This window comes from Haladaptatus sp. W1 (assembly GCF_001723155.1).
GTDB lineage: Archaea > Halobacteriota > Halobacteria > Halobacteriales > Haladaptataceae > Haladaptatus > Haladaptatus paucihalophilus.
The window spans coordinates 1-25,560 of record NZ_MEIH01000043.1 but is presented as its reverse complement, the minus strand read 5'-3'; the positions used below and the strand labels follow the sequence as shown (position 1 = coordinate 25,560).

The 25,560-nt window shown below is 63.1% G+C and carries 29 protein-coding genes; 10 read left to right on the top strand and 19 right to left on the bottom strand.

Annotated features, from left to right (window positions below; all coding sequences use genetic code 11):
• A partial coding sequence (locus BG842_RS02565) for a sulfurtransferase (RefSeq protein ID WP_069449568.1) occupies window positions 1-734 on the top strand: 734 nt, incomplete at its 5' end.
• Between the two features lie 361 nt (window positions 735-1,095).
• Here BG842_RS02565 and BG842_RS02560 read toward each other — a convergent pair.
• The 3 genes from BG842_RS02560 to BG842_RS02545 all read right to left on the bottom strand — a co-directional run bounded on the left by BG842_RS02560 (window position 1,096) and on the right by BG842_RS02545 (window position 4,771).
• Entirely contained in the window at window positions 1,096-2,322 is a 1,227-nt protein-coding gene (locus BG842_RS02560; protein WP_254662848.1) for a DUF5805 domain-containing protein, read from the bottom strand.
• A gap of 886 nt (window positions 2,323-3,208) precedes the next feature.
• Window positions 3,209-3,730: an HAD family hydrolase gene (locus BG842_RS02550; RefSeq protein ID WP_069449562.1), complete on the bottom strand. Its 522-nt coding sequence runs from the start codon at window positions 3,728-3,730 to the stop codon at window positions 3,209-3,211.
• 129 nt (window positions 3,731-3,859) lie between these two features.
• Window positions 3,860-4,771 (bottom strand): alpha/beta hydrolase, encoded by a 912-nt coding sequence (locus BG842_RS02545; RefSeq protein WP_069449561.1) that lies wholly within the window; start codon window positions 4,769-4,771, stop codon window positions 3,860-3,862.
• 53 nt (window positions 4,772-4,824) lie between these two features.
• Between BG842_RS02545 and BG842_RS02540 the strand changes: the two genes are divergently transcribed.
• From BG842_RS02540 to BG842_RS02530, 3 genes are all read left to right on the top strand, one after another.
• Complete coding sequence (locus BG842_RS02540; RefSeq protein WP_069449560.1) at window positions 4,825-5,361, top strand: NUDIX domain-containing protein; 537 nt, start codon at window positions 4,825-4,827, stop codon at window positions 5,359-5,361.
• Window positions 5,362-5,493: 132 nt separating this feature from the next.
• On the top strand, window positions 5,494-6,744 hold the full coding sequence (gene kynU, locus BG842_RS02535) for a kynureninase (protein ID WP_069449559.1): 1,251 nt from the start codon (window positions 5,494-5,496) through the stop codon (window positions 6,742-6,744).
• Between the two features lie 38 nt (window positions 6,745-6,782).
• On the top strand, window positions 6,783-7,445 hold the full coding sequence (locus tag BG842_RS02530) for a helix-turn-helix domain-containing protein (RefSeq protein WP_007978933.1): 663 nt from the start codon (window positions 6,783-6,785) through the stop codon (window positions 7,443-7,445).
• Here the strand turns inward: BG842_RS02530 and BG842_RS02525 are convergent, their stop codons facing one another.
• The 8 genes from BG842_RS02525 to BG842_RS02490 all read right to left on the bottom strand — a co-directional run bounded on the left by BG842_RS02525 (window position 7,446) and on the right by BG842_RS02490 (window position 14,034).
• Window positions 7,446-7,718, bottom strand: coding sequence for a hypothetical protein (locus tag BG842_RS02525; RefSeq protein WP_007978934.1), 273 nt, complete (start codon window positions 7,716-7,718; stop codon window positions 7,446-7,448).
• On the bottom strand, window positions 7,715-7,942 hold the full coding sequence (locus BG842_RS02520; RefSeq protein ID WP_069449558.1) for a hypothetical protein: 228 nt from the start codon (window positions 7,940-7,942) through the stop codon (window positions 7,715-7,717). The genes BG842_RS02525 and BG842_RS02520 overlap by 4 nt, the downstream gene beginning before the upstream one ends.
• Before the next feature lie 110 nt (window positions 7,943-8,052).
• Complete coding sequence (locus BG842_RS02515) at window positions 8,053-9,645, bottom strand: AAA family ATPase (protein ID WP_069449557.1); 1,593 nt, start codon at window positions 9,643-9,645, stop codon at window positions 8,053-8,055.
• A gap of 180 nt (window positions 9,646-9,825) precedes the next feature.
• Window positions 9,826-10,665 carry a VOC family protein gene (locus BG842_RS02510; RefSeq protein WP_069449556.1) on the bottom strand — a complete coding sequence of 280 codons (840 nt, stop codon included), beginning with the start codon at window positions 10,663-10,665 and terminating at the stop codon, window positions 9,826-9,828.
• A gap of 70 nt (window positions 10,666-10,735) precedes the next feature.
• Window positions 10,736-11,380 carry a winged helix-turn-helix transcriptional regulator gene (locus BG842_RS02505; protein ID WP_069449555.1) on the bottom strand — a complete coding sequence of 215 codons (645 nt, stop codon included), beginning with the start codon at window positions 11,378-11,380 and terminating at the stop codon, window positions 10,736-10,738.
• Window positions 11,381-11,425: 45 nt separating this feature from the next.
• Entirely contained in the window at window positions 11,426-12,496 is a 1,071-nt protein-coding gene (locus BG842_RS02500) for a glutamate--cysteine ligase (RefSeq protein ID WP_069449554.1), read from the bottom strand.
• Window positions 12,497-12,541: 45 nt separating this feature from the next.
• Window positions 12,542-13,177 carry a fibrillarin-like rRNA/tRNA 2'-O-methyltransferase gene (locus tag BG842_RS02495; RefSeq protein WP_069449553.1) on the bottom strand — a complete coding sequence of 212 codons (636 nt, stop codon included), beginning with the start codon at window positions 13,175-13,177 and terminating at the stop codon, window positions 12,542-12,544.
• Window positions 13,174-14,034: an NOP5/NOP56 family protein gene (locus BG842_RS02490; protein WP_069449552.1), complete on the bottom strand. Its 861-nt coding sequence runs from the start codon at window positions 14,032-14,034 to the stop codon at window positions 13,174-13,176. Before BG842_RS02490 ends, BG842_RS02495 begins: the two co-directional genes overlap by 4 nt.
• Window positions 14,035-14,484: 450 nt before the next feature.
• Between BG842_RS02490 and BG842_RS02485 the strand changes: the two genes are divergently transcribed.
• A complete protein-coding gene (locus tag BG842_RS02485; RefSeq protein WP_069449551.1) occupies window positions 14,485-15,255 on the top strand; it encodes a trans-aconitate 2-methyltransferase in 771 nt (256 codons plus the stop codon).
• A complete protein-coding gene (locus BG842_RS02480; protein ID WP_069449550.1) occupies window positions 15,255-15,644 on the top strand; it encodes a methylated-DNA--[protein]-cysteine S-methyltransferase in 390 nt (129 codons plus the stop codon). Before BG842_RS02485 ends, BG842_RS02480 begins: the two co-directional genes overlap by 1 nt.
• Here BG842_RS02480 and BG842_RS02475 read toward each other — a convergent pair whose 3' ends face one another.
• The 6 genes from BG842_RS02475 to paaA all read right to left on the bottom strand — a co-directional run bounded on the left by BG842_RS02475 (window position 15,645) and on the right by paaA (window position 18,744).
• Window positions 15,645-15,857 carry a DUF2196 domain-containing protein gene (locus BG842_RS02475; RefSeq protein ID WP_069449566.1) on the bottom strand — a complete coding sequence of 71 codons (213 nt, stop codon included), beginning with the start codon at window positions 15,855-15,857 and terminating at the stop codon, window positions 15,645-15,647.
• Window positions 15,858-16,017: 160 nt separating this feature from the next.
• Window positions 16,018-16,185, bottom strand: a complete 168-nt coding sequence (gene paaE / locus BG842_RS29485; protein WP_007978952.1) for a 1,2-phenylacetyl-CoA epoxidase subunit PaaE — start codon at window positions 16,183-16,185, stop codon at window positions 16,018-16,020.
• Window positions 16,182-16,646: a 1,2-phenylacetyl-CoA epoxidase subunit PaaD gene (gene paaD / locus BG842_RS02470; RefSeq protein WP_069449549.1), complete on the bottom strand. Its 465-nt coding sequence runs from the start codon at window positions 16,644-16,646 to the stop codon at window positions 16,182-16,184. The genes paaE and paaD overlap by 4 nt, the downstream gene beginning before the upstream one ends.
• Entirely contained in the window at window positions 16,639-17,481 is an 843-nt protein-coding gene (gene paaC, locus BG842_RS02465; protein WP_069449548.1) for a 1,2-phenylacetyl-CoA epoxidase subunit PaaC, read from the bottom strand. Before paaC ends, paaD begins: the two co-directional genes overlap by 8 nt.
• Window positions 17,481-17,801 (bottom strand): 1,2-phenylacetyl-CoA epoxidase subunit PaaB, encoded by a 321-nt coding sequence (paaB, locus tag BG842_RS02460; RefSeq protein WP_007978955.1) that lies wholly within the window; start codon window positions 17,799-17,801, stop codon window positions 17,481-17,483. Before paaB ends, paaC begins: the two co-directional genes overlap by 1 nt.
• A gap of 1 nt (window position 17,802) precedes the next feature.
• Window positions 17,803-18,744 carry a 1,2-phenylacetyl-CoA epoxidase subunit PaaA gene (paaA, locus tag BG842_RS02455; protein WP_007978957.1) on the bottom strand — a complete coding sequence of 314 codons (942 nt, stop codon included), beginning with the start codon at window positions 18,742-18,744 and terminating at the stop codon, window positions 17,803-17,805.
• Between the two features lie 84 nt (window positions 18,745-18,828).
• Between paaA and BG842_RS02450 the strand changes: the two genes are divergently transcribed.
• From BG842_RS02450 to yqeC, 3 genes are read left to right on the top strand one after another with little or no spacing between them, the layout of a single operon-like run.
• The gene (locus tag BG842_RS02450; RefSeq protein WP_069449565.1) at window positions 18,829-19,470 is read left to right on the top strand and encodes a helix-turn-helix domain-containing protein; all 642 of its coding nucleotides are present in this window, start codon (window positions 18,829-18,831) and stop codon (window positions 19,468-19,470) included.
• Window positions 19,471-19,528: 58 nt separating this feature from the next.
• A complete protein-coding gene (locus BG842_RS02445; RefSeq protein ID WP_069449547.1) occupies window positions 19,529-19,726 on the top strand; it encodes a hypothetical protein in 198 nt (65 codons plus the stop codon).
• 20 nt (window positions 19,727-19,746) lie between these two features.
• Window positions 19,747-20,472, top strand: coding sequence for a selenium cofactor biosynthesis protein YqeC (gene yqeC, locus BG842_RS02440; protein WP_069449546.1), 726 nt, complete (start codon window positions 19,747-19,749; stop codon window positions 20,470-20,472).
• A gap of 145 nt (window positions 20,473-20,617) precedes the next feature.
• Here the strand turns inward: yqeC and BG842_RS02435 are convergent, their stop codons facing one another.
• Window positions 20,618-21,235, bottom strand: a complete 618-nt coding sequence (locus tag BG842_RS02435) for a molybdenum cofactor guanylyltransferase (protein ID WP_069449545.1) — start codon at window positions 21,233-21,235, stop codon at window positions 20,618-20,620.
• A 78-nt stretch (window positions 21,236-21,313) separates the two neighbouring features.
• Here BG842_RS02435 and BG842_RS02430 point away from each other — a divergent pair, with 78 nt between their 5' ends.
• Complete coding sequence (locus tag BG842_RS02430) at window positions 21,314-23,062, top strand: aldehyde ferredoxin oxidoreductase family protein (protein WP_069449564.1); 1,749 nt, start codon at window positions 21,314-21,316, stop codon at window positions 23,060-23,062.
• Between the two features lie 34 nt (window positions 23,063-23,096).
• Here BG842_RS02430 and fdhF read toward each other — a convergent pair.
• Window positions 23,097-25,560: formate dehydrogenase subunit alpha (gene fdhF, locus BG842_RS02425; RefSeq protein ID WP_069449544.1), on the bottom strand; the 2,464-nt coding region annotated here is incomplete at its 5' end.

Here is a 25,560-nt window from a genome sequence, read left to right as displayed (position 1 = left end):
GCGCGACGAAAGTGGACTGGCGGACCGAACTGCAGGATTCGACGACGTTCGACGTGCCGACGAAGGGCGATTTCGAGGCGTTACTCGGCGGACACGGCATCACGGAGGATTCGACGGTCGTGCTGTACGGCGACATGATGAACTGGTTCGCCGCCTACGCCTACTGGCTTCTCACGTACTACGGCCACTCCGACGTGCGGTTGCTGAACGGCGGCCGCGACAGTTGGTTGGGCCGCGACGCGCCGGTCACGGACGAAGTACCGGAGTTCACGGCGCGCTCGTACAGCGCGGCGAAACCGAACGCCGACGTTCGCGCCGACCAACCGGACGTGCTGGACGCGATACCGCGGGAGACCTCGCTCATCGACGTTCGAACGCCGGAAGAGTACCGCGGCGAAATCCTCGCACCGCCGGGATGGAACGAGGGCGTCCAGCGCGGCGGCCACATCCCCGGCGCGGTCAACATCCCGTGGAGTCAAGTCGTCGATGGCGAAGGCCGTTTCAAATCCGAGGACGAACTTCGAGCCATCTACGAGGCGGCAGGCATCGAGGAAACGGCCGAAATCATCACTTACTGTCGTATCGGGGAACGCTCCGCCCTGACGTGGTTCGTCCTCCACGAACTGCTGGGTTTCGAGGACGTGCGAAACTACTACGGGTCGTGGGTGGAGTGGGGCAACACTGTCGGCGCACCGATAGAGAAGGGCCAACGCGCGGAGATACGACGGCAGTGACGCGATAGCCGAAATCGAAGCGCGGAGTCGAGGGAATATCTGCAGAAGAGGGGAAAATCGTTCTAGCCGTGGCACCGAACTCTCCAAAGATTCGGTATAGCGAAATAAGATTTATAGCACCGAAACGAGACGCCCATGCCATGGAAAAATAAAAAATATTTGTCATTCTCTGGCGGCTCAAACCACTCACACCCGACTCACGCATCGGTCTGCGAAGGAGTGGGAAAGAGACGGCCGACGGCTTCTCGAAGAAGTCACGACCCCCTCGACTCACAGCGGTCAGTATCGTTCCGCCGAGTCCGACTCGAATACGTCCCGACGACAGGTTCCCCCGTATCTCTTCACGAAACGAGAAACCAACTTACAACAGCGAGTAGATGTTGGCCTCGTACACTTCCCGCACTCTGTCTCCCCAATTGTGCGTGTAGGTGTCGATGATGTCGCTCGCCACGTCGCCGCGGAGGTACTTCACGATACCGCGGTCTCCGGTTCGGTCGCGGAGATGCGTAGTGAAAAAGTGCCGGAAGTAGTGGGGCGTGACGTTTTCTTCCGCACCGCCGCCGGTTCGGTGCCACCCCGCATCGCGGGCGTGGCGTTCGACTACATTCCGAATCATCTTCGGCGTGAGCCGTTGACCCCAGTTACCGCTCGTGCTGACGAACAGCGGTTCCGCGGGCGATGGTGAATCCGGCCGAATCGCTAGCCACCGGACGAGCACCCGACGAAGTTCGTCGTCCACGGGGACGATGGTGTCGCGCTTTCGCTTGTTCGAGGCGGTGCGTTCCTCGCCGTTGACGACCTGCCCGCGAACCGCGTCAGTGCCGACGAAAATCGAGTCGGGTCGGCCGTCGAGTCGCGGACGCGCCCCGAGGGAGTACGCCGACCGAACGTCCTCGTCGGCGAGGTTCACGTCCCGCAAATCGAGGTTGCTCACTTCGCCGACACGCATCCCCGTCTTCAACAGCGTGCAGACGACGGCGCGCTCCAACGGATGGCCGATTTCCCCGACGAATTCGCGCATCGCTTCGACGGAAATCTCACGGCGGGTCGGGTCCTTGTCGATGGATTCGTGCATCTCTTCGACCACGAGCGCCATCGGGTTGGATTCGAACGCGCCGACTTGCGTCATGTAGGCGTAAAACCGGTGGAGGTAGGACGCGTAGGTTGCTATCGTACTTTCGGCGTTGTCCCCGCGAAGCGTGTGAATCCACGCCATGCAGTCCCGTTGGGTCGCCTCCCCTGGTGCAATGGTTCTCCCCGACGGGTTTCGGTCGGGGTCGGAAAGGAATCCCTCGAACCGTCGCAACACGCGTTCGTAGGCGTCACGAGTGCGCTCGCTCTTTCCGTGGTAGAGCAGGTCCTGGAGGAAGTATCCCACCGGGTCGTCCGGGTTCGGATTGGCGGGGCTACTCGTCGCCATCGACACCCCGACGAGGACGTACCCGCCGTGGCGCCCGCTGTACTGGACGCGGTTTTTCGCCTGCAGTTCGTTCAACACCTCGTCGAGCCGGTCCTCGAAGTTACCGGCGAGCCGTTCGACCAGTTCGTCCCACGACATGTTGTCCTCCCTGGCGAGCGATTCGAGCACCCGTGTTTCGAGGTCGTTACCCCCAGGGTTCGACCCCCAGAATGGCCCTCCACGGGATTCATCTCGAACCCCCGTCGTCCGGCCTGCACCATGGACCTGACGAACTCGCTCTGGCTCATATCGAGTTCGTTGGCATGCGCCTGCCACTCCTCTTTCTGATATTTCGGAATGTACGTCTTTACGACAGTCCGTTCCGTCCCGTCATCGGCCATGGTTTCCCATCTCACCCCGAGTACATTAAGTTGTCCCACGGAGAGTGATAAGCTAACTTATCTGTGAATATAGCACCCCAGATCAGGGCCAAATAATAAAATATCTCTCTAGATAGTTCCGCACTATCACCCGTTCTAGGCACACAAATAACGATATTATTCTGAGCGCCAGCTACGGAGGAGGCATTGGTCCTCCGAGATATTCCAATGGCGCGGGCAGAATACACAGTGATATGTTCAGAACGATTGCCATGATCGTCGTCTCGTAGCCATTTCCCACTATAGACGAAGACAACTTCCGATGGAAATCGTGGTGATTTCAGAGGGAGTTTCCATCTCGAAGGAAGCAAAAAAGAGAGATTATTCCCAGTTTGGGTTCAGTGGCGTGGTCGAAAAACATCGTCCAATTTCGCAACTTCAACACCCATTCGATGCCCCTCGAACATCGTTCCGAAAGAAATTGCATCACTTCCCGTCCCGGTTTTGTGAAGAGTCACGATATCTGGATGATGCCGTACTCGTTTGTCTGTATGAGGTCAACGTCGGCGACGCTCGTGTTGACTAACACACCAATAAACCGTATGCCACGATATTATCTCGGGAGATACAGCATGGCACAGAGAGGCAAAAACACGGGAATCGAAGCGATGTGCCGGTTCCTCGCGTCGTCAATATCACACCCGTCGAAACGCGGTTCCAGCCCTCCGGGCCGTCTCCGCGTCGCTGTCCGAATCGCCGACGAACAGGGTACGTTCCGGCGTCGCACCGAGTTTCTGCAGGGCCGTGAGCAACGGTTGTGGATGGGGTTTCCGTTCCGGGACGGAATCCCTGCCGACGATGACGTCGGTCGCGTTCGGGACGCCGTGGGCGTACAGCGCGAGGCGACACGCGGCCTCGCAGTTGAGCGAACAGATGCCGACCGGACCGTCGGCGGCGGCCAACTCGTCCAACAGCGGAAGCCGCTCCGAGTCACGGGCACCCGCACGTTCGGCCGCCGCGAGGTGCGGTTCGACCTCCTCGGCGAGGCCCATCGATTCCGCCACCGGTAACAAATCGAGTGCGTCATCCGCGTCCGCGTCAGCGCCGCGGTCCCGGAGAATCGGCTTGATGGGTTCCGCGGCGGCGGCCCAATCCACGGCGAGTTGAACGAGCGTTCCGTCGAGATCGTACACGACCGCATCGTAGTCGTCGGTCACTTCGTACGTTGCAACGTTCGGGGAGATAAACGCTCGCCCTCGGTCGGGATTGCGACGAACGTGACCGTCCTCGTCGCCGACGTGCTCGTCTCGTCGTTCAACCGTCGCCCGCCGTGTTCCCGTCGTGACTCACATCGAACCGAGGGACGACGCGACCGCATCCATCGCTTCGTCCGCCGCAGTCACGTCGCCGGTGAGGCTCAGAAAGCCGTGAGCCATACCGGGATAGTGGTCGTGTTCGACCGAAACCCCCGCGTCGGCGAGTCGCTCCGCGTACGCGATACCCTCGTCTCGGAGCGGGTCGTGACCGCACGTGACGACGCTCGCTGGCGGGAGGTCGGAGAGGTCGCGCGCGCGAAGCGGCGACGCGAAGGGATTCCGGCCATCGACCGGGCTCCGGAGGTAGTGGTTCCAGAACCACTCCATGTCGGCGCGGGTGAGCAGCGGTCCGTCACCGTTCTCCTCGTAGGAGTCCGTATCGAAGGCGTGGTTCGTGATGGGATAGAGGAGACTCTGGTGGGTGAGCGTCGGCCCGCCGAAGTCGCGGGCGTAGAGCGCGGTCACGGCGGCGAGATTGCCCCCCGCGCTCGTCCCCGCGACGCCGAGACGGGTCGGGTCACCGTCGAACGTACCCGCGTGGTCGGCGGCCCATTCGAGCGCGGCAATGGCATCGTCCACCCCCGCCGGAAACGGGTGCTCCGGCGCGAGTCGGTAGTCCACGGAGACGACGACGCACTCGGCGCGGTTGGCCAGTTCCCGGCACACGCCGTCGATGGAATCGAGCGTCCCCAGCGTCCACCCTCCCCCGTGATAGAACACGACGACCGGGGCGTCTCGCACGTCGGGGCGGTAGACGCGAATCGGAATCTTTCCGCGGGGGCCGGGAATCGAGAGGTTGCGAACGAACGCGACCCGAGCGCGGTCGTCCGCGGTGAACACGTCGTTCTCGACGCGTCGCGCGCTCTCGACGGACAGGGCGTGCCACGGCGGAACGCCCATCGCTTCGATTCGTGCCACCGCATCGGCCATTTCGTCGTCCATACTGACTTCACCTCGGCAGGATAGTTATAGTTTCAGCCTGCCAACATCGAATCATGTCGCTCGAAGCACGAACCCGCGACGCCACGACGGAGAGCCTTCATCGTCTTCGAAACGCACACGGGACGTTCCCCGTCCACGACGAGCGCGTCGGGAACGACGCCGACTACTTCGAACACGGACGACGAAAAGCGGCGGACGGATGGCTCGGCGACGCCGCCGTCTGGGTGACCGACGAAAATGACCGGGTGGTGATGATTCGCCATCCGAACGCGCCGGACGAGTGGGGCGTCCCCGGCGGCGGCCACGAACCCGGCGAAACTCTCTCCGAGACGGCCCGCCGCGAGGTGCGCGAGGAGACGGGACTCCGCTGTCGTTTGACGGACGTACTCGACGTTCGGCGGAAGGAGATATTCCTCGAAACGGACCCGAGCGAGCGAATTTTCGTACTCTCGGTGCTATTTTCGGGCGTCTGTGTCGGCGGCGAGTTAACGGTGGGAGACGACGTTCTCGACGCCCGGTGGTTCGACTCGCCGCCGGAGCGCGTCCTCGATTTCATCGAGCCACAGGTCGAACGCTGGCGCGAGGGATGAGGTGGTCGGCGGAGACGCGTCACGCGGTGTCGAGATAGGGACAAGCTGACGACCCGCCAAAACGGAATTCGGGAATCACGACCGACTGACCGGGGCGCGTACAGTGAAGTAGCCGTGCCCGAAACGGTACGTATGGATACGGGTGCGAACGACGCGAAACGACGTGACGAGGCCGACCCGCTCGCTTCCGTCCGGGACCGATTTTCGATTCCGGAGGGCGAACTGTACATGGACGGCAACTCGCTCGGCGTGCACTCGTCGGACGCGGAGCGGGCGCTCTCGAACGCGGTCGAGGAGTGGAAAGAACTGGGAATCCGAGGCTGGACGGACGCCGACCCGGACTGGTTCCACTACGGGGAGCGTCTCGGCGACCGACTCGCGCCGCTCGTCGGCGCGGACGAGGCGGAGGTCGTCGTCGGCAACTCCACGACGGTCAACATCCACGCGCTCTTCTCGACGTTCTACGACGGCGGGGAAGTCGTCGTCAACGAACTCGACTTCCCGACGGACCACTACGCAATCCGCGCACAGATGCGACGGCTTGGTCTCGACCCGGACGACCACCTCGTCGTCGTCGAAAGCCGCGACGGGCGTACCATCGAAGAAGAGGACGTCATCGACGCGTTGACCCCCGAGACGTCGATTCTGTTCATGCCGTCCGTCCTCTACCGGAGCGGACAGTTGCTCGACCTGAAGCGACTGACGGACGCGGCACACGCCCGCGGCGCGCTGGCCGGGTTCGACCTCGCCCACTCGGTCGGCGCGGTACCCCATCGACTCTCCGAGTGGGGCGTAGATTTCGCCGTCTGGTGTAGCTACAAGTACCTGAACGCCGGACCGGGCGCAGTTGCGGGCCTGTACGTCAACGAACGCCACTTCGGCACCGAACCCGGACTCGCCGGATGGTGGGGCCACGACAAGGAAACCCAGTTCGAGATGGAGACGACGTTCACGCCCGCCGCGGACGCCGGAGCGTGGCAAATCGGCACGGTACCCGTCTTCAGCGCCGCCCCGCTCCTGGGGTCGCTCGAACCGTTCGAGGAGGTTGGAATCGACCCGGTGCGGGAGAAATCGCTGTTGCTCACCGACTTTCTCATCGAGATAGTGGACGAGTTGCCGGAGTATCGGGTCGGCACCCCGCGTGACCCCGAACGCCGGGGCGGACACGTCGCCGTCGAACACGAAGAAGCGTATCGAATCGGCGAGGCACTGAAGGAGAGAGGCGTCGTCGTGGACTTCCGGCCGCCGAACGTCGTCCGGGTCTGCCCGGCACCGCTGTACGTCGGCTTTCACGACGTGTGGCGTGTCGGAGAGCACCTGCGTGAAATCGTCGAGACGCGAGAGTACGAGTCGTTCGACCGTCGCGGTGGCGGAGTGACGTAGCCGTAGCACGTATTACAGTCGATGGCATTCGTTGTCGTATGAGTACCATCGCCGAAATAGAACTCCCGGCGAAGGAGTTTGCGCTCAGAACCGCCTTGGAGCGTGCGCCGAACGCCGAGTTCGATGTCGTTCGCGTGGCGGCACACGACGCGAATCACGTCATGCCCTACCTCTGGGTGACGGCGGACGACCTGGAGAAGTTGGATTCCGCCCTTCGTGCGGACAACAGCATCGATAAATTGAATCTCATCGAGGACCTCGGCGACGAGCGACTGTACCGGATGCACTGGGTGGACCAGATACACGTCGTCATTCACATCCTCGTCGAGGAGGAAGCGACCATCCTGAACCTCCACGGCAAGGAGGACCGCTGGCGGCTTCGCATCCTCTTTCCCGACCGCGACTCGCTGTCGGCGACGTACGATTTCTGTCAGGACACCGGCCTCTCGCTCGACGTGCGAAACATCTACGAGATAAGCGACACGCGCCACGGCCTGTACGGATTGACCGAAGAACAGCACGAAACGCTGATGATGGCGCTCGAAGCCGGATACTACGACGTCCCGCGAGACTCGACGGCGGACGACCTCGCCGGGGACCTCAGCATCTCCCATCAGGCGGTGTCCGAACGACTTCGACGCGGGCATCGGAGTCTCGTGAAAAACGCGCTCGCGCTCTCCCCGAGCGACGGCCGCGAGTGATCAGGCGTCGTTCATCCGCCGAACCGTCTCCTCGCCGCATTCGACGCAGACGCTGACTCGGTACGGTTCGCGGGAAAACGAACTGTGCTTCGCCTGTTCGTTTTCCGTTCGAATCTCGATAGTGACGCGGTGTGGCGTCTCCGCCACACAGGTCGGACACTCCTCCGTCCTGTCTGCCTGCTGTTCATCGTTTTCGCTCCGTGTCGCTTTCGCGTTCTCGTTTTCGTTCCGCGCGTTTCCATCGTCCGGCGTTCGTGGTGGTTTTGCTTTCACTGGGAACCATCCTCGCATTGGACGCTCTTTCTGAAGGCGAAACAGTCGAGCCAGAACCGCTCGGCGTCGCTCGTCGGCGGTTCCCCCTCGTGTTGCGGCGTCCCGTACAACCGCTTGGGGTTGTCGTCAACAGTAACCTCGTGCTGTGGGTCGCCGTACAGACGACGTTCGTCGTCCGGGCCGTCCGATTCGTCCGGCGCGTGACCCACTCGTGTCGTGCTCATAGGTTTCCCCCTCTAACAAAACGAAGCGTCTCCGGCGTCAGGTGACTCGTGCCTGCACCCGCAAGTGGATGAAAAGGAGTGGTTTCCGCCCGGTTGTAGGACGTCGAAGGTCAGTTCCCGCCGAAGACCGAGCCGAGTTGATCGCGCCACTCGTGTAGTTCCTTCAGTTCGCTCTCGATGTCCCCGATGTCGGAACGGAGCGTGTCGAGCTTTTCGTCCATGCGCGTCTCGGTCGCCTCGACGGAATCCGAGAGGTCGGAGACGTCCTCGGAAAGCGCCTCGATTTTTCCTTCGAGCGAATCGACCGTCTCGAAGTCGTCTCGGAGGTCTTCGATTTCGTCGTCCAACGCGGACGCCTCTTGGGTGTTCGTCGCAACGAGGTCCTCCAAGTCGTCGAGCTGAGACGTGAGTCCGTCGAGGTTGGAGTCCAGTTCGCCCAACTCCTTGAGGTCGTCTTCGAGGTCGGCGAGGTCGCTTTCGAGTCCCGATTCGAGGCTGTCGATACTTGTTTCGAGACCGTCGAGGTTCGTTTCGAGGTCGGCGACGCGGGCGCGCGCCTGTGCACCCTCGTCCTTCGCGTTCTCTATCTCCGAACCCATCTCGTCGAGGTCGGCGCGAACCGACTCGACTTCGGATTCGAAGCCGTCGATGAGGGTTTTCGCCGTCCCGTTCTCGTCGATGAACTCCTCTAACGCCTCGGTGTAGGCCGCGAGGTCGTCCACCCGGGACTGGAGGTGGCGGATGCGGACGTTCGTGCTCTCGGGCGTGTCCAAATCGAGTTCCTGTTGGATGCGTTTGAGGTCGTCGTCGTTCACCTCCCCGGCGCGAATCTCGTCGGCGAGAGCGGCGGCGACGCTTCCGGGCCGCGGGGGTGACGCCGGGGGTTCGTCGGCGGTTTCGACGGGCGCTTCGAGGATGTCGTCGTTCGACTCGCCCGCGTCGATGGAGTCGTCGCCCGGCTCGTCCGCGTCGATGATGTCGTCCTCCGAGCCAGCGAACGGTCCGTCTTCGGTATCCGAATCGGCGGGGTCCGATTCGTCGGGTGCGGAGCCCTCACCCGTCGAGTCAGCCGACGCGCTCGCCGCGTCCGCGAGCGGGTCCGTGGCACCGTCGTCCGCGTCAGCACTCGACCCGAGCGGGTCGGAGAGGGGGTTGTTTCCGACGTCGGCGAGCGGGTCAGCGGGGTCGTCGCCCGTTTCGGCGTCCTCATCCAGTCCCGGCAGTCCGCTGTCGCCCGCGATGACGTCGCGGACGACCTGACTGCTGTCCTCGGAAACGATGTCGGTGATGGTGTGTTCCTCCATGCGCTCCTCGCCCTGCCCGCCGTCGTCCGTGACCGGCGTGACCTCTTCGAGTTCCGGTTCGATGAGGAACGTCTCGGCGTCGGACCAGTCCGACAGTCGAATCCCGTACACCGTTGTCAGCGACTCGTTCGGTTCGAGCGTCCGCTCGAACTGCACGCGGTGATCCTTGTAAGCCGTCCAGTTCTCGTTCTCGTATTCGGGGTGGAATCCCACGTTGTCCATCGGAAAGTCGTCGGGAATTCGATCCGTGATGCGGACCATCACGGCGTCGTCGTGGTCCGACCGGAGTTCGAACCGAATCGCCGGGACCGCGAACGCCTCCCCGTCGAACGATTTTTCAATCGTAACCCCGCTCTCCGAACTCGAAATCACTTCGTTCCCGCTACTGAAATCACCCATACTGTACACATCCGAGAAGGGATATATAAATCATACGCCTATAGAATTATCGAACGACGTTCATTACGCAGGATGTTTCCGTTTGTCGTAACGTTCGGAGTTATCTATAACCTCCGATTAAGAGCTCCTTGGTGAATATTTGAACATCGAATCCGAGTTTTTCATCTTTCGTATCCACAATCAATCATTCACGGTGAGTCGGAGAGTTATAGTATAGGAATCAGACACGTCAAATCCGTTCTCCCTCGAAGTCGTCTCGACGCCGCGCGCGGCAAACCGATGTCGGGCCTCGTCGAGCGCCGCCCGGTCGGGGACGACGAGTTCGAACCACAGCAACCCGCGCCCCGCGGTCGGTTCCGTGCGGTCGTTCCACGTGTTCAGGCCGATGTGATGGTGATAGTCGTCTGTCGCGAGGAAGAGCGCGGACGGGCCGAACCGCTGACGAATACGGGTTCCAAGCGTCTCGACGTAGAACTCCCGGGCGGCGGAGAGTGACGAGACTTCGAGGTGGACGTGCCCGACGGTCGTTCCGGACGGGACCGTTTCGGCGTCCGTCCGCTGTTCCCGGAGTTCGTCGATGTCGAGCGGCAGCGTCTCCATCCGAACGCTCCCGTCTTCCTCGACGGGCCACTCCTCGCGGGGGCGGTCACGGTAGATTTCGACGCCGTTCCCTTCGGGGTCCGTGAGGTAGAGCGCCTCGCTTACGCGGTGGTCGGACGCGCCGGACAGCTCCCAGTCGTTCTCGATGCGCACGAGCGCATCCGCCACGGCGCTCCGCGAGGGGACGAGAAACGCCGTGTGAAACAGTCCCGCTTCGGTTCGTCTCCGCACGGGAGCGTCGGCGTCCGCGACCAGTTCCAGAAGCGGAACGCCACCAGCGCCGAGGACGGCGGTTTCGCCGTCCTCCCGCAGGCGTTCGAGTCCGACGACGGTCTCGTAAAAGCGACGCACTCGGTCGAGGTCGTTGACGCGGAGCGCGACGCGACCGACGGTCGTTTCGGGAGAAATTGTGGACTCCATGATAGTCAGTACGGTCAGTACCGTGTGTAGAGTCGGGTGAGAAGACCGTGTATCTTTCCGAAGGGGAAGATTACTCCTCGTCCGCTTCGTCGTCCGATTTGGTACCGTCGTCGGCCACGTCCGCCGTGTCTTCGTCCACGTCGTCCGAGATGTCCTCAACTTCGATACTCACGGGTTCCGTTTCGGACACCTCGTCGTTCAGGTGGCTGTCGAGGTTGAACACCGTGTTCAGTTCCTGTTGTACCTGGTCCACGATACCGCCGACGAGTTCGCTCGGCGCGATGGCCGTGTACTCGTACGGGTTGTTTCCGGCACCCGAACTCTCGCGTTTCTCGCGGAAGACGTTCTCCTCCTCGTGGAGTTCGGCGAGCGATTCGCGAACCGTGCTCGGATACAGCCCCGTCCCTTCGGCGATTTCCTCGCTCGTACTCCCCGGATTCTGCCGGAGGTAAACGTAGATTCGCGCGCGCGTCTCGGTGTCGAGCACCCACGAAAGCAGGTCCACGATACCTTGGTCGAACCCTTCGACCGCGCGGTCCGCCTCCTCTCCGAGGCGTTTCCGACCGCGCGACAGCGGTTTTTCGCCTTCCACCTCGTCCGCATCCAATTCGTCGGCGACGGTCTCCGCGTCGTCCGCACCGCTCGTATCGACGGGTATCTCGTCGCCGGTATCCTCGGAGTCGTTCCGTTCGTTGTCAGCGTCGTCCCCAGTCATGTCGTTCTCAGAAGGACAAAAGTCAGTAGCGCGTAAAAAACTTGCCTACAGCAAAAGGGATTCACACAGCGTCTCGAAGCCGTCTTCCTCGTGGAGTCGCCGTTGACACTCGGCACCGCTCTCCGCGTCGTAGATGTCGCCGATGCCGCTGACGCCGAGGCGGTCGCACTCGCGGTCGACTACCTCGCCGAGCGAGATTTCGCCGTCACAGTCGCGGTCGATAAAGGAAGCGTCGTGGCCGTAGCGTATCGCACGCCACTTGTTCTCGTCCAGCAGTTCGCGGCGGTGGCGGTAGCCGGACTCGCCGTCCTCGTAGCGCTCCACGAGGTCAGTCACGAGGGCGTGGGTGTACTCCACGAACGCGAGCACGCGCTCCGGGTCGGCCTGCCCGTCGGGTGTTCGAACCTCGACCGTCCCGTGGCCGGAGTGGGGGCGAACGTCGTACCAGAGTTCGCCGCGGTCGTTTATCGACCCCGTTTCGACCATCGTCCGCTCGAACTCGGCGAACTCCTCGTAATCCTCGAAATCGGTCGGCATGCCGGTGTTCGGCAGCGCCTCGAATATCTTCGCCCGTGCTGACTGCAAGCCGGTGTCGTAGCCGTTCCAATACGGCGAGTTGGCCGACAACGCCAGCATGACGGGGAGGTACCAGCGAATCTCGTTCGACACCCAGACGGCCGCGTCCGCGTCGTCCACGCCGACGTGGACGTGTAGCCCGGCGGTCGTGTTGCGGTGTTGCGGGTACTGAATTCGGTCGAGTTGCGCTCGGTAGCGCGGCTTTTCGGCGTGGTCCAGTTCCCGCCACTTCGCGCCGGGGTGGAGACCCGCCGCCGCGATGCCGAATCCCTGCGAACTGGCGTGCTCGACGAGAGCTTCGCGTACTCGCCTCACATCGTCGTCAACGTCCGAAAGCGTCGTTTTCGGCGTTTGCGTCTCGATGACGCATTTGAACAGTTCGTGGTCCAAGCGACCGTCGAGTATCTCCGGTGGGTCGGTCTGGTAGACGAGTTCGTCTGTCCCTGCGGTCGGGACGCCTCGCTCGTCGACGACGTAGAACTCCTCTTCGACGCCGAGCGTCCCTAGGTCGGTGAAATTCTCGGCCGAACCCAAATCCATTTTTCGAGATTTAGCCACCCGACACGTAAATACTTCCGGTGACGGTCATGCCTTCCGGGGAACGGCCACGACGCCGAGATGGTCCACGTGGAACGGTTCGAGTCGTCGGGTTTCGACGATTTCGTACCCCTCCCGAAGCGTTTCGAGCGCGTGCTCGAACACGGTTTCCGGGTCGCTCGCCACGTCCTCGCTTCGGGCTTTGATGGCGAGAAGTAGCCGACCGTCCTCCCGAAGGAACCGCGCGTTTTCACAGGCCACGCGGGCCTGTCCCCGCGTCGCCACGTCCTGAACGAGCACCTCGACGTCAGATTCGACGACGTGCGCGTACGTCTCGGGTTTTCGCGCGTCCTTCAGCAGCGGAAAGAGGTTTTCGCGGGCGTCCACCGCGTCGAGCAGGTCGCGGGTCGGTCGCGGTGCGAATTCGACCGCGTACGTCGGCCCGGAGAAGTCGGCGACGTGGCTCACCGTCGTTCCGCTCGCCGCTCCGAGGTAGAGCACCGTCTCGCCACCGTCCAGGCAGGTGTCCATCCCGTGTTCCAGCATGGCGGCTAACTTCGAGCGCCGAGCGTCCCAACAGCGCCAGTCCCCGTCAGTCGGTTCGCCGTAGACCGGGTGACCCTTCGTCGCCAGTCGGTCGTCGCCGCCGAACGTCCGCCGTTCGACGCCATCGGGGAGCGTCATTCGTCACCCCGCGACTGAATCGCGTCCATCCGGCGGTCGAGTTCCGCCTTCAGTTCCGGGTTGTGTTCGCCCGAGTAGTGGTCGATTCGCGCCGCGATGACGAGTTTCCCGGACAGCGTGCGCGCCGCCGACCCGCGCTGGTCCGGCGGGGCCGCCCGAACCGCTTCGTGCGTGTAGATGATGCCGTGTTTCGGCGAGGAGGCGTGTCCGCGAAGATGGGCGAACAGCGCGTTCTCCGCGCCGAGCACCTGTACCGTCCCGCCGGGCATTTTCGCCAGCGATTCGAGTCCCCCGGCCAGCGCGATGAGTCGCGCGGCGAGCACCGGGTCGGCGAGCGTGGCGAGATTCGGCGCGACCGCCGGTGCCTGTCGCTCCACGAACGACCGGAGTGTATCGCGCTCGTCGGCGAGGTCCGCGACCCGCTCCGCCAGCGACACCACCCGCTTCTCGACCGGCGTTTCGGGGTCGCTCTCGGCGAGTTCGCGGGCGTATCCGACGCCCGTTCCGGCGTCGGGATACAGCGTTCCCGCCCACTCCGCGACGCGTTCAGCGAGTTCGTTCGCCTCCGATTCACAGTCGTCCATCGCGCGCACCGCGTGCACGAGTTGGCGGTCGTCCGCCCGTTCGCGCTCCGTCACCGCGTCCCGCGTCGCTCGGATGGTCGCCGCTCGAAGCTTCGCGTAGTAGTCCGCGTCGTCCTCGGAGAATCCGGCCTCGACGGCCCGCTCGGGCCAGTCCGCCGGTGTGTCGGCGCACCCCTCCCGGATGGCGCGCGCGCCGTCCTCCACGTCGTCCGGTTCGACGCCCGCGAACCACCCCGGTTCGCCACCCGTCGTCTCGGCGTCCGATTCGGTCATGGCCGTGGGTTGTGCGCCTTCTCGTTTAAACCTACGTTTACGCGCTCTCCGGTGCCTGTCACGGATGCTGTCGTGCGGCGCTAGCCACATCGCGCTGTCGTCAAATTTCGTCTTCCCGATGTGCGAGGCGATTTCAGTGTATAATAGTGAGAAATAGTATTTTTTAGTATAAATCGGTAGTTTCACGGACGGCTTGGGGGTCACGAGACGAGTTAGTACACCGGTTTCATCGAACTTCGCAGGAACTCACTGCCGACAATCGTGGTATCGCGTATCGGAAAGCAAAGTGAACTCGGCACGTTGCCACCGGACCGCAATACGGTGGAGTCCGGTCACGGGGACCGGACGGATGAATCCATCTCGTTACAACAGACGAACTGTTTCAGCCGTTCATCCAACCCTTTTCGTCCCGATACGAGCAGTTAAGACCCACCCGCAGAGTTGGAAGTTATGGCCGGTCTCTACGCGCATCCCGACTACTACGAGATTGCCTTCGATTTCCGCGATGTGGCAGCCGAAGTAGACTTCTTCGAAACCTGTATCGACCGATTCGGCGAGCGGTCGAATCGCCCGGATTCCGTCCTCGAAATCGCCTGTGGACCGTCCCCGTATCTGCTCGAATTCGACGCGCGGGGCTACGAGTTCACCGGCTTGGACAACTCCTCGGAGATGGTTTCCCACTCCATCGAGAAGGCCCGCGAACACGATATCGAAGCGACGTTCCTCCGGCGAGACATGGCCGACTTCGTTCTGCCGAGCGACGTGGATTTCGCGTTCTGTGCTCTCGGGTCGCTGTATCTCGATTCGAACGAGGCCCTGCTGTCGCATCTCGATTCGATGGCCGACGCGATGACGCCGGGGTCGCTCTACTGCATCGACGGCTCCATCGATTTCGCGGGCGGCACGTCCTCTCAAAGCGAGTGGGAGACGACGCGCGGGGACACGACGGTTCGGTTCGGCCTCGAACAGGAACCGATACACACGACGAAGCAGTTGGTTCGACAGACGCTGACGACGCGCGTCGAGACGCCCGAGGGAACGCGGCACTTCCGCGAGGAGTACGTACGCAAGGCGTTCTCGCCCCAAGAGTTCCGCATGCTCCTCGAACGGACCGAGTTCGACCACGTGGGATGGTTCGACAGCTTCGACCTCTCGACCCCCGTCGAGGACTGTGAGCCAGGCGCGCTCCACCGACCCGTGACGGTCCTCAGGAGACGGTGATGTTCGTCTCCGTCTGGGACTGGCAGGTCGAAATCGACGAGGCGCTGGTCGCCGAATCGCCCGACGAAATCCGCCACCAGGTCGGCGAGTATGCGGCGGGCGAACGGCGGTCGTTCGACCTCACCGTGGACTATCCTGACTCTTTCACCGGACGGGTCATGGCCGCGATGGCCGACGTGCCGCGCGGCGAGACGCGGACGTACGGCGACATCGCCGACGAACTCGACACCGCGCCGATAGCGGTCGGACAGGCCTGTGGTCGCAATCCCGTGCCGCTGGTCGTGCCGTGCCATCGCATCGTCGGCGCGAACGATTTAGGCGGGTACTCCGGCGGACGAGGGGACCGCCTCGGACTGAAAAAACGGCTGCTCGACCTCGAATCCGACTGACTATCCGTCCGGTGCGATGCGTTCGACGCGTCCGGTAATTCCGGACTCCAACTCGACTTTCACGCCGCCGGGTTCGCTGTGCTCCTCCGAGAGAATCTTTGCGATATCGCCACGGAGCGGTTCGGCTTCGTCCGCGTTCTCGGCGTTGGTCTGCTCGATTTCGACGGTCATTCCGCGGCGCAACTCCTCTCGCGTCGGTCGATTTGCGGACATACGACGAACTGCGACGGACGGCGGAAAAAACGTGTTGGCCATCTCCATTCGTGTATGGAATCAGACCCATTTATTCATCCTACAAAAGAATCATGCTTACTTTCTCCATAGCTGTTGGTGCGGACCCATCAACACGTCCCCTCGTCGGGACACAAAACCCCTACTCGAACTTCTCGAACGGCTGTTCACAGCCGTTACAGTAGTGCATCGACCGACAGAGCGACGGCCCTTTCGGGTGTTCGCGGTGGGTGTCCGTCGAACCGCAGTAGGGACACTCCGCGCCCGTTTCCTCGCCGCTCGTCGTGACGCTGGGGTCGAGTCGTCTCATATGCTCAGTCCGAACTCCCTGAGGTCGTCTTTGCCCTGTTCGGTCACCATCTCGATGGACCACGGCGGATTCCAGACGAGTTCGAGGTCCGCGTCCTCGACGCCTTCGACCGCCGCGACGTCGTTCACTATCTCCTCGGTCAGCATCTTGCGGGCGGGGCATCCGGTGTACGTTAGCGTCATGATGACGGTGACGCTCGCTCCGGCGGCGTTGCTATCGTCACGGGACTTCTCGGGAGTCTCGCACTCGACACCGTAGATCAGCCCCAGATCGACGATGCTGATGGGCATCTCGGGGTCTTCGATGTCGTACAGCGCGTCCCAGACGCGCCGTTCGAGGCCGGTCGCTCCCTCGCCCGTCGCGGGCAGTTCGTCGGGGGACCGTCCGCTTTTCGTGTAGTCGGTGTACGCACACGCGGTCGGTTCGGAGTCGGTGTCGAACTCCTGTGGGTCACTACTCATTATCTGGGTCCGGCATGATTCGGTGGGCTTCGGTTCGCCCGAGGTCCCGGTACGTCCGCGTCATGTCGTCGTGAAGGTCGGCCCAGTCGTCGGTGTGGTTTCCGTCTCGTCCGATGTGCTCGGGGAGCAGTTCGTCTACGTCGTCCTCGGATTCGGCGGGTACGTCTACGCCGAGCGACGCGAGGAACGGGACCGTGATGTCGAGCCACTGCTCGCGCATCGAGTCGAGCGACTCGGTTCGAATTCCGAGTTCGTCGATGTCCTCGCTGGCGTCGCCCGCTTCGAACAGCGTCAGTGCGTACGGGAACAGCCGGTCAACAGCCGTCTGTACGCGTTCTACCCCCTCGTCGTCGCTCGTCAGCCGTTCGAGCCAGTTCTGTGCGTGCTCGCGGTGGTAGTTTTCCTCGCTCAAAATCTTCGCCACGCGGTCCGCGATTCGCGGATACGACGTATCTTCGAGGGCTTCAAGACGGAGTTCCTCGGCAACGTCGTAGAAGTATCCGCGCACGATGGCGTCGGCCCAGTCGCCGGTTTCGAACGGGCGTTCGACGAGCGTCGAGTGGCGGAAGTCCGCGGGGTCGCGCTCGAAGATGAGTTCGGCTTCCGTGTAGCCGAAGTCCTGCAACAGGTCGTACCAGAGCCGGGCGTGGCCAAGTTCGTCCTGTGCGATGTTCGAGATTGCGAGGTCGGATTCGAGCGTCGGCGCGCGAACCTGCCACTCGGTGTAGCGCTCCGCGAGGACGAGTTCGTCGTCGGCGAGTCGGCGGAGCAGGCTTTCGACGGCTGCTCGCTCCGCATCGTCCAGTTCGTCGGGTCCGGCGAGTTGTGCCGACATTATGCCTCACTCCGTCGTCGGTCCGCGTCTTCCTGTTCGCTCTCGGAGTCCTCGATCTCCTGTGCGAAACTGGAGTCGATGGTGTTGTACGCCATCACCCAGCGGTAGGATTTGTTCGTCGTGCCACCGAAGGCGGTTTCGTCGGCATCGACTTCGCCGATTTCGTCCTTCGGGACGACCCAGAGGCTGTTGGTCGGCTTGCGACGCCCGTGTTGGACTTGGGCGAACATGAGCGCCATGTCGCGGTCCGGCGCGTGGACGTTTCCGCAATGGGTGTGATACTTGCCCGCTTCTTCCTGTCGGAACACTTCCCAGATCATGTTAATCAGCCGCCACCGGCGTGTTCGAACCGCTCGATTCCCAGTCGTCCAGTACGTCACGAACCCATTCCGCCGCGTCCTGTGCGTGTTTGCGGCCGTTTATCTGACCGACGCCGGGTTCGTAGCTGTTCTTCGCGATTTGGAAGAACTCGTCCCAGTCGAGGTCGTCCTCGCGCACTTTGTACGTCCCCGTCTCCTCGTCACGCTCAATGCGGGGTTCGTCGGGAATTTCCAATCCGTACTTCTTCGCTTTCGGGATGTAGGCGTTGAGGAAGGCGTTGCGGAGGTCGTCGTTCGTCATCGTCTTCAACCCGACTTCGGCGGAGAAGTCGTGATGGGTGCTCTTCTCGTTGGTCGGCCCGAAGAACTGGATGATGCGCGGCCACCACTCCTCGAAGGCCTCCTGCATGAGTTCCTGTTCCTTCTTCGACCCCATCGAGAGTTCGCGCATGATATCCTCGCCGTGTTTGACGTGGAAGCCCTCCTCGAAACACACCTTGTCCATGGCGTGCGCGTAGGGTTCCCAACTTGTGCGCTTCAGGGTCGCTTGTCGGCGCATCGCCGCGCCGTCAACGAAGAAGGCGATCATCGGCGTCTCCCACCAGTTTTCCATCTCGTAGTGGAAACAGTTCAGGAACTTCCCTTCGCCGTTCGCCAACTCGTCCAGCATCTGGTCGCGGGTCTTGATACCGAGCGATTCCGCGGCGCGATAGAGCAGTTGCCCGTGGCCGATTTCGTCCTGCACCTTCGCGCTGAACGCCAGTTTGCGGTCGAGGCTCGGCGCCTGACGAATGAACGGGCGTTCCAGATACGCCCCCATGATTTCGGAGTTCGCGTGGAACTGAATCATTCGGGTCGCCGCCTTGCGGTACTCCTCCGGCATGTCGTCCTTCGGACTGAACTGCCGGGGTCCGGCCCGCTCCTTGACGGTTGCTATGTCCATGGTCGATAGTTATGGAGCCCAACCCATACCGATTCGCCCGTCCATGTACGGGGTTTAAATATGTCGCACACATACAATCGCGACATGATAGACGAGTGCCTCGTCGTCGAATTCGCCGTAACGGGCGACGACTGCCCGTTGGCCGAGGCGTCACGCGAGACGGGGGTTCGTATCGACTGCCAACCGCCACAACATCGGGACGATGGCTACGCCCTGCTCCGGTTCAGCGCTCCCGCAGAAAACGACGGTCTCACCGACTTTCTCGACGAAGACGACCGAATCCGATACCTCCACGTCTCCACGACCGACGGCAGACAGAACTTCCGCTGTCTCTCGAAGCACGCGTGCGTCGTCCACGAACTGACCAACGTCGGGTTCATGGCCGAGTCGCTCCGCTACCGCGACGGCGATGCGAAGTTCACGGGTGCGGTCGTCGGTCACGACGTTCTCCAGGGCGTGCTCGAAGCCGCCGGTGAAACGGTCGGGATGCGACTGGAGCGCGTCCATCAACTCGGGTCCGAGGACGAGAACGTCGTCGCCCAGCAGTGGGACGTAACACCCGCACAGGAACGTGCTCTCCGAACCGCACTGGAATCGGGCTATTTCAGCGTCCCGCGAGGGGCGACCGCGAGCGACGTCGCCGACGAACTCGGCATCAGCAAGTCGGCGTTTTTAGAGCGTCTCCACCGCGCCGAGCGGTCGATGTTGGCACAGATATTCGCGTAGCTGTCGCGGGCGGAAACCCGACGCAAGGTTCTTGCTCCGGTGCCAGATATTCCTTCCCGTGTCCACGCCCGACGTCCCCTCTCGGCCGGAGATTATCCTCCTCGTCTTCGGCTATCTCTCCATCTCGCAAGCCCACGTCCTCCCGGATGGAGCGGCCGTTCTCGGCTATGCGACCGGGTTCCTCCTGTTCGTGTTGATTCCGTTATTAATTTTGGACGAGACTGACACCCGGTCGGAATCCAGTAGTTCGAAATAGCGTCCGTTCGATTTTCTCACATGGACCTCGTTACGGCACTCTCGGCGGATTCCGGGCTCCTCTGTGTCGTCGGAGCGGGTGGGAAGAAATCGACGCTGTACACGCTGGCGTCCCATCTCGACAGGGCCGTCGTCACGGCGACGGTTCGAATTCCGATTTTCGATGACCACGTTCGGAAAGTCGTCATCACTGACGCACCGGGGGAAACACTCCAGCGAGTCGAGGAATGGCCCGTTGGGGTCGTGCCGGAACGGGAGCGACCCGACCGCTATCGAGGATACGACACCGAGACGGTGGCGTCGCTTCGGAACCGGACCGACGCGCCGGTTCTCGTGAAGGCGGACGGCGCGCGGACACGGCTTCTGAAGGCACCGAACGACCGCGAACCGCAACTCCCGTCGAACGCCGACGTCGTCGTTCCGATTGCGAGCGCTCGCGTCGTCGGCAAGCCGCTGACCGAGGAGTTCGTCCATCGACCGGAGCAAGTGGCGTCGCTCACAGGGCGCGAAGCGGGGGAAGAACTCCGTGCGTCAGACGTGGCTACCGTGCTGGCGAGCGAGCGCGGCGGGATGAAGGACGTTCCCGAGGAGGCGACGGTCGTTCCGGTCGTGAACATGGTCGACGACGGGGAGTTGGAAGCCGTGGGACGGGACATCGCGGAGCAGGTGTTGGCGAGTGCGGACGTTTCTCGCGTCGTCCTCACGAGGATGACGGCGGACGAACCCGTGGTTGCGGTCGTCGAATGAGAGCACGAGTGGGTCGGGGTGCAGGAAACCCGTATGGCGAACAGACGGCACGGCCGGACGTGAAGCGGTGTGCCGTACTCCCGCGGGTCGCTTCACGGCGCTTCGTGGCGGATGGCGAGTGTGGCCGCGCGCTCGGATATAAACCTCAGGTTCCTTCGAGTCGGGTTTCGGCGTGTTCGAACTCCTCGCGCGTGTTGACGTTCTCGAAGGAGTCGAGCGAGCCGTGTTCCCGGAGTTCGTTCTCCTCGACCACGACGTATTCGAGTTCGAACAGCGGTTCGACGATTCGTCGCTCGCCGCGGGCGAGGGCGGCGGCGCACGCCTCGATCATGGGTTCCGGTCGGTACACGGCGTGCGTGGGTTGGAACCATCCGTCCCCGAGTCGAGGGACGGCGGCGTCGTAGCCGTCCGCTCGATTCAATAGGTACGAGACGATTGTCGGGTCCACGAAGGGCATGTCACAGGCGACGACGACGGCGTAGTCGTGGTCGCACGCCGCGAGTCCGGTACGGATTCCGGCCATCGGTCCGGTGTCGGGGTCGGTGTCGATGGCAAAGCGAACGGGAAGCGGATAGTCGCTCATGGCGTCGTCGATCGCCGCGCGTTGGTCTTCCCGACAGTTGACGACGAGTTGGTCGGCGACATCGACGAGTTGGTCGGCGACGCGGCGAATCATCGGCACTCCCGCGAGCGGAGCGACCGCTTTGTCCGATTCCCCGAATCGAGTCGAGCGACCTCCGGCGATGACGACACCTGCGGGCATGGTTTTTCGTACGTGGCGGGTGAGTAAGTTTCTGTGGCCGAGGGGATTTTCCCCATGCAATTCTTCGGTTCGAAACGAATGGCGTCTCCATCTACCGCTCGGCTTCTTCGAATCGACCTCTCGTCTCGCCGAGCCGAAAGCGAACCGGTCCCCGCGTCGTGGTCGCGGCGGTTCGTCGGCGGAAAGGGACTTGCGGCGCGATATCTCTACGACGAATTGGATGCGGGTATCGACCCGCTCGGACCCGAGAACGCCCTGCTGTTCATGCCCGGGCCATTGACGGGCACCGTCCCCGGCGAGTCGCGCTACGCCGTGGTCACGAAATCGCCGCTCACCGGCACGTTTCTGGATTCGTACTCCGGCGGGTCGTTTCCCGACCACCTCGCCGCCGCGTTGGGAAACCACGTCGGCGTGCTGTTCACGGGCGCGTCCGCCGACCCCATTTCCGTGCGAATCGAGAACGGGGACGCGACGGTCGAACCGACCGACGAACTGTGGGGTTCGACGGTGGAGGAAACGTGTAACGCGTTCGATCGACCGACGGCCTGCATCGGTCCCGCGGGGGAAAGGGAGGTTCGATACGCGACCGTCGCGTCCGACGGCGGGGACCACCACGCGGGTCGCGGCGGTGCCGGTGCCGTCATGGGGTCGAAGGGGATGAAAGCCGTCGTCGCGGTCGGCGAACCGGGGCGTGGCGAGGCGGAGTCGAACTACGGGAGCACCGACATCGGCCGGTGGCAGGCGTCGAGCGAAACGCTCGAAACGGTCGATTTCGCCAACGAGGTCGGCGTCCTCCCGACGAGAGGGTGGCAGGAAGGGTCCTTCGAGGGCGCGGACGAGATCGGCATCGAGAGCGCGCGCGAACGGGCCGTCGGGCGGGAGAACCCGGACGACGAGGTGGACGGTGGATTCCGCGTCGAGAGTAGCGAGGGCGAAACGGTTCCCCGTGGCGCAACCGCCATCTCGCTCGGGTCCGGGCTGGGTATCGACGATTTCGACGCGGTAGCGGTGCTCGGCGCGGCGTGCGACGACCTCGGTCTCGACCTCATCAGCGCGGGCAACGCCGTCGCGTGGACGATTCGCGCGGCGACGGAAGGCGTCCTTTCGCGCGATATCGAGTTCGGCGACGACGAGGCGGCGCGCGACCTCTTGGAGGAAATCGCGTATCGCTCGTCGGAACTCGGCGACGTACTCGCGGATGGAGTAGACGCGGCGGCGGCGCGGTACGGCGGTGAAACCCTCGTTCCGACGGTGAAGGCGATGGATTTGCCGACCTACGACCCCCGCGGCGCTCCCGCGATGGCGCTCGCATACGCAACCAGCGACCGTGGGGCCTGCCACCGCCGGGCGCGTCCCGTCCTCGAAGAGGTGTTCGCGGCCGGGTCGTGGACCGACGAGCGCCGCGCGGAAGCGGTCATCGGGGAGCAGGACTTGCGGTCGCTCCTCTGGAGCCTCGTCGTGGACGATTTCGCTGGCGAAGCGCTGTGGAACGAGGGTGGGGTCGAGTGGTTGCACGAGTCGGGAATCGGTCTGTCGGCGGACGAACTTCGGCGGGTCGGCGAGCGGGTCTGGACGCTGACTCGACTGTTCAACGTCCGCGAAGGGTTTGACCGGGAGGACGACGCGCTCCCGGCGATGCTCGCAGAACCGTTGCGGGGCGGCCCGAACGACGGGGCGCGACTCGACAGCGAGGAGTTCGAGCGGTTGCTGTCGGTCTACTACGAAAAACGCGGCTGGGACGAAACGGGGCGACCTACCCGCTCGCTACTCTCCCGGTTAGGACTCGGTTCTGTCGTGGACGACGAAACCCCCGTCGGGAAGGAGTAAGTCCTCGTTTCGCGCTCGGGGTGTGTTCCTCGATTCAGTCGTCGCCCGTCGTCTTCTCTCCGGGCCTTCCTTCGAGCGTTCCCGTCGGCGGTTCGACGGGGAGGGGGTCCTCGTCGGTGTCCGGGCCGAGCGGTTCGATTCGAACGCTCGTCACCTTGTACTCGGGGATGTAGGACGTCGGGTCGAGCGCGTGCTGGGTGAGTTCGTTGATGGCCCCGTGCGCGAAGTGCATCGGGATGAAGACGACGCCAGGGTCCGAGGTTTCCTCCACGTTGGCCTTCGTCACGATGTCCCCGCGTCGGGACGTGACGCGGACGTACTCGCCGTCCTTCACGCCGAGTCGGTCAGCCATCTCCGGGTGGATGGTGACGAAACTCTCGGGCACGTGGTCCATCAGCACCTCGACGCGGCGGGTCATGGTGCCGGTGTGCCAGTGATAGAGCACCCGGCCGGACGTGAGCATCAACGGATACTCCTCGTCCGGGAGTTCGACCGGGCCGCCGTAGTCCGCCGGAACGAACCGGGCCTTGCCGTCGTCGAAGTTGAACTCGTCCTCGTACAGGAACGGCGTTCCGGGGTCGTCCTCGTCCTCACAGGGCCACTGAAGTCCTTCCGGCGTGGATTCGAGACGGTCGTAAGTGACGCCGCCGTAAATCGGCACGAGGTCGTTGATTTCGTCCATTACGTCCGCCGGGCCGTCGTAGTCCCAGTCGAAGCCGAACCGACCGGCGAGGTCCGCGAGGATGTCCGAATCGGTTCGCGCCTCTCCCGGCGGTTCGACGGCGGGACGGACGCGCTGGACGCGCCGTTCCGTGTTCGTGAACGTTCCGGACTTCTCGGCGTTCGACGCCGCGGGGAGCACCACGTCGGCGAATTCGGCCGTCTCGGTGAGGAAGATGTCCTGTACGACGAGGAAGTCGAGTTCCTCGATGGCGTTCTCGGCCTCGCGGATGTCGGGTTCCGAGAGCACAGGGTTCTCGCCCATGATGAACATGCCTTTGATGTGGCCTTCCGTGATGGCCTCGTACTGTTCGGGCAATCGGAGACCGATTTCGTCCGGCGGTCTGACGTCCCACGCATCCTCGAACTTGTCGAGCACGTCGTCGTCCGAGAGGTCCTGATAGCCCGGCAGGGTGTGCGGTGCCGGACCCATGTCGCCGCCGCCGCCCTGCACGTTGTTCTGGCCGCGGAACGGAGACACACCGGCGCGCGGTTTCCCGAGGTTGCCCGTCACCAGCGCGAGGTTCGTCAACGCGATGACGTTCCGCGTTCCGTGTGCGTGCTGGGTCATCCCCATCGCCCAGCCGAAGATGCAGGTGTCGGCCTCGGCGATGGTTTCGGCCGCGTTCGTGAGTTCCTCCGGGGGAACGCCCGCGAGTTCTTCGACCTTCTCGGGCGTGAACGGCTGAACCTTCTCTTTCAGTTCGTCGAAGTGCTTGGTGCGCTCCTCGATGAACGCCTCGTCGTGGAGGTCGTTCTCGATAATGTATCGCACCATGCCATTTATCCACGCGATGTCCTCGCCGGGTTTGGTCTGCGTGTACTGGGTCGCGTGCTCGGCCAGACCGATTTTGCGGGGGTCGAAGACGAACAGGTCCGCGCCGTCATCGACGTTCTGCTTGATTCGCGTCGCCAGCACGGGATGGCTCCCCGTGGTGTTCGACCCGGTGATGAGATAGCAATCAGTCTTCCCGATGTCCTCGTTGATGCGGTTCGACATCGCGCCGTAGCCGAGCGTCTGCTGGAGTCCGGCCACGGTCGATGAGTGACAGAGCCGGGCGCAGTTGTCCACGTGCTTCGTGTGCAACACCTGGCGGGCGAACTTCTGGGCGAGGAAGTTCTCCTCGTTCGTACACTTCGAGGAGGAGGTGACGGCGATGGCGTCGTCGCCCGTCTCCTCGCGTATCTTCGACAACCCTTCGTACACCTTGTCGAGGGCTTCCTCCCACGTCGCCTCGCGGAACTCGTCGCCTTCGCGGATGAGCGGCGTGGTCAGGCGGTTCGGGCTGTTCACGAAGTCGTAACCGAACTTGCCCTTCACGCACGTCGAGAAGTCGTTCGCGGGCGTCGCGTCCTCGTCCGCCGGTCGGACGCCGAGCACTTCGCCGTCCTTGCCGTACAGGTCGAACCGACAGCCGACGGCGCAGTAGTTACAGGTCGTTTCGGCTTTCGTCACGCCGGAGAGGCGCGGGCCGCTGACGAGTTCGGCGACGTCGAACATATGCCCGATGTTCAGCGTCTCGGAGGCGGATTTCTCGGCGACGTGTTCGGCCTCTTCGAGCAGTTCGTCCTTCACGCGCTCGCCGGTTTCCCGCGCTTTCCCCTTCGCCTTCGCCATGAACCGCTCGACGCCGGAGAGTTCTTCCTCGTCGCGCTCGCCGGGGACGTTCCGGTTCGGAGCGGTGGACGTATCGGACGTTTCGGCGTGGTCCACCTCGATGGTCTTCCCGATGGAGTTCTTCTGGTTGAATCCGGGGAGCGGGATGGTCGCCGAGTCG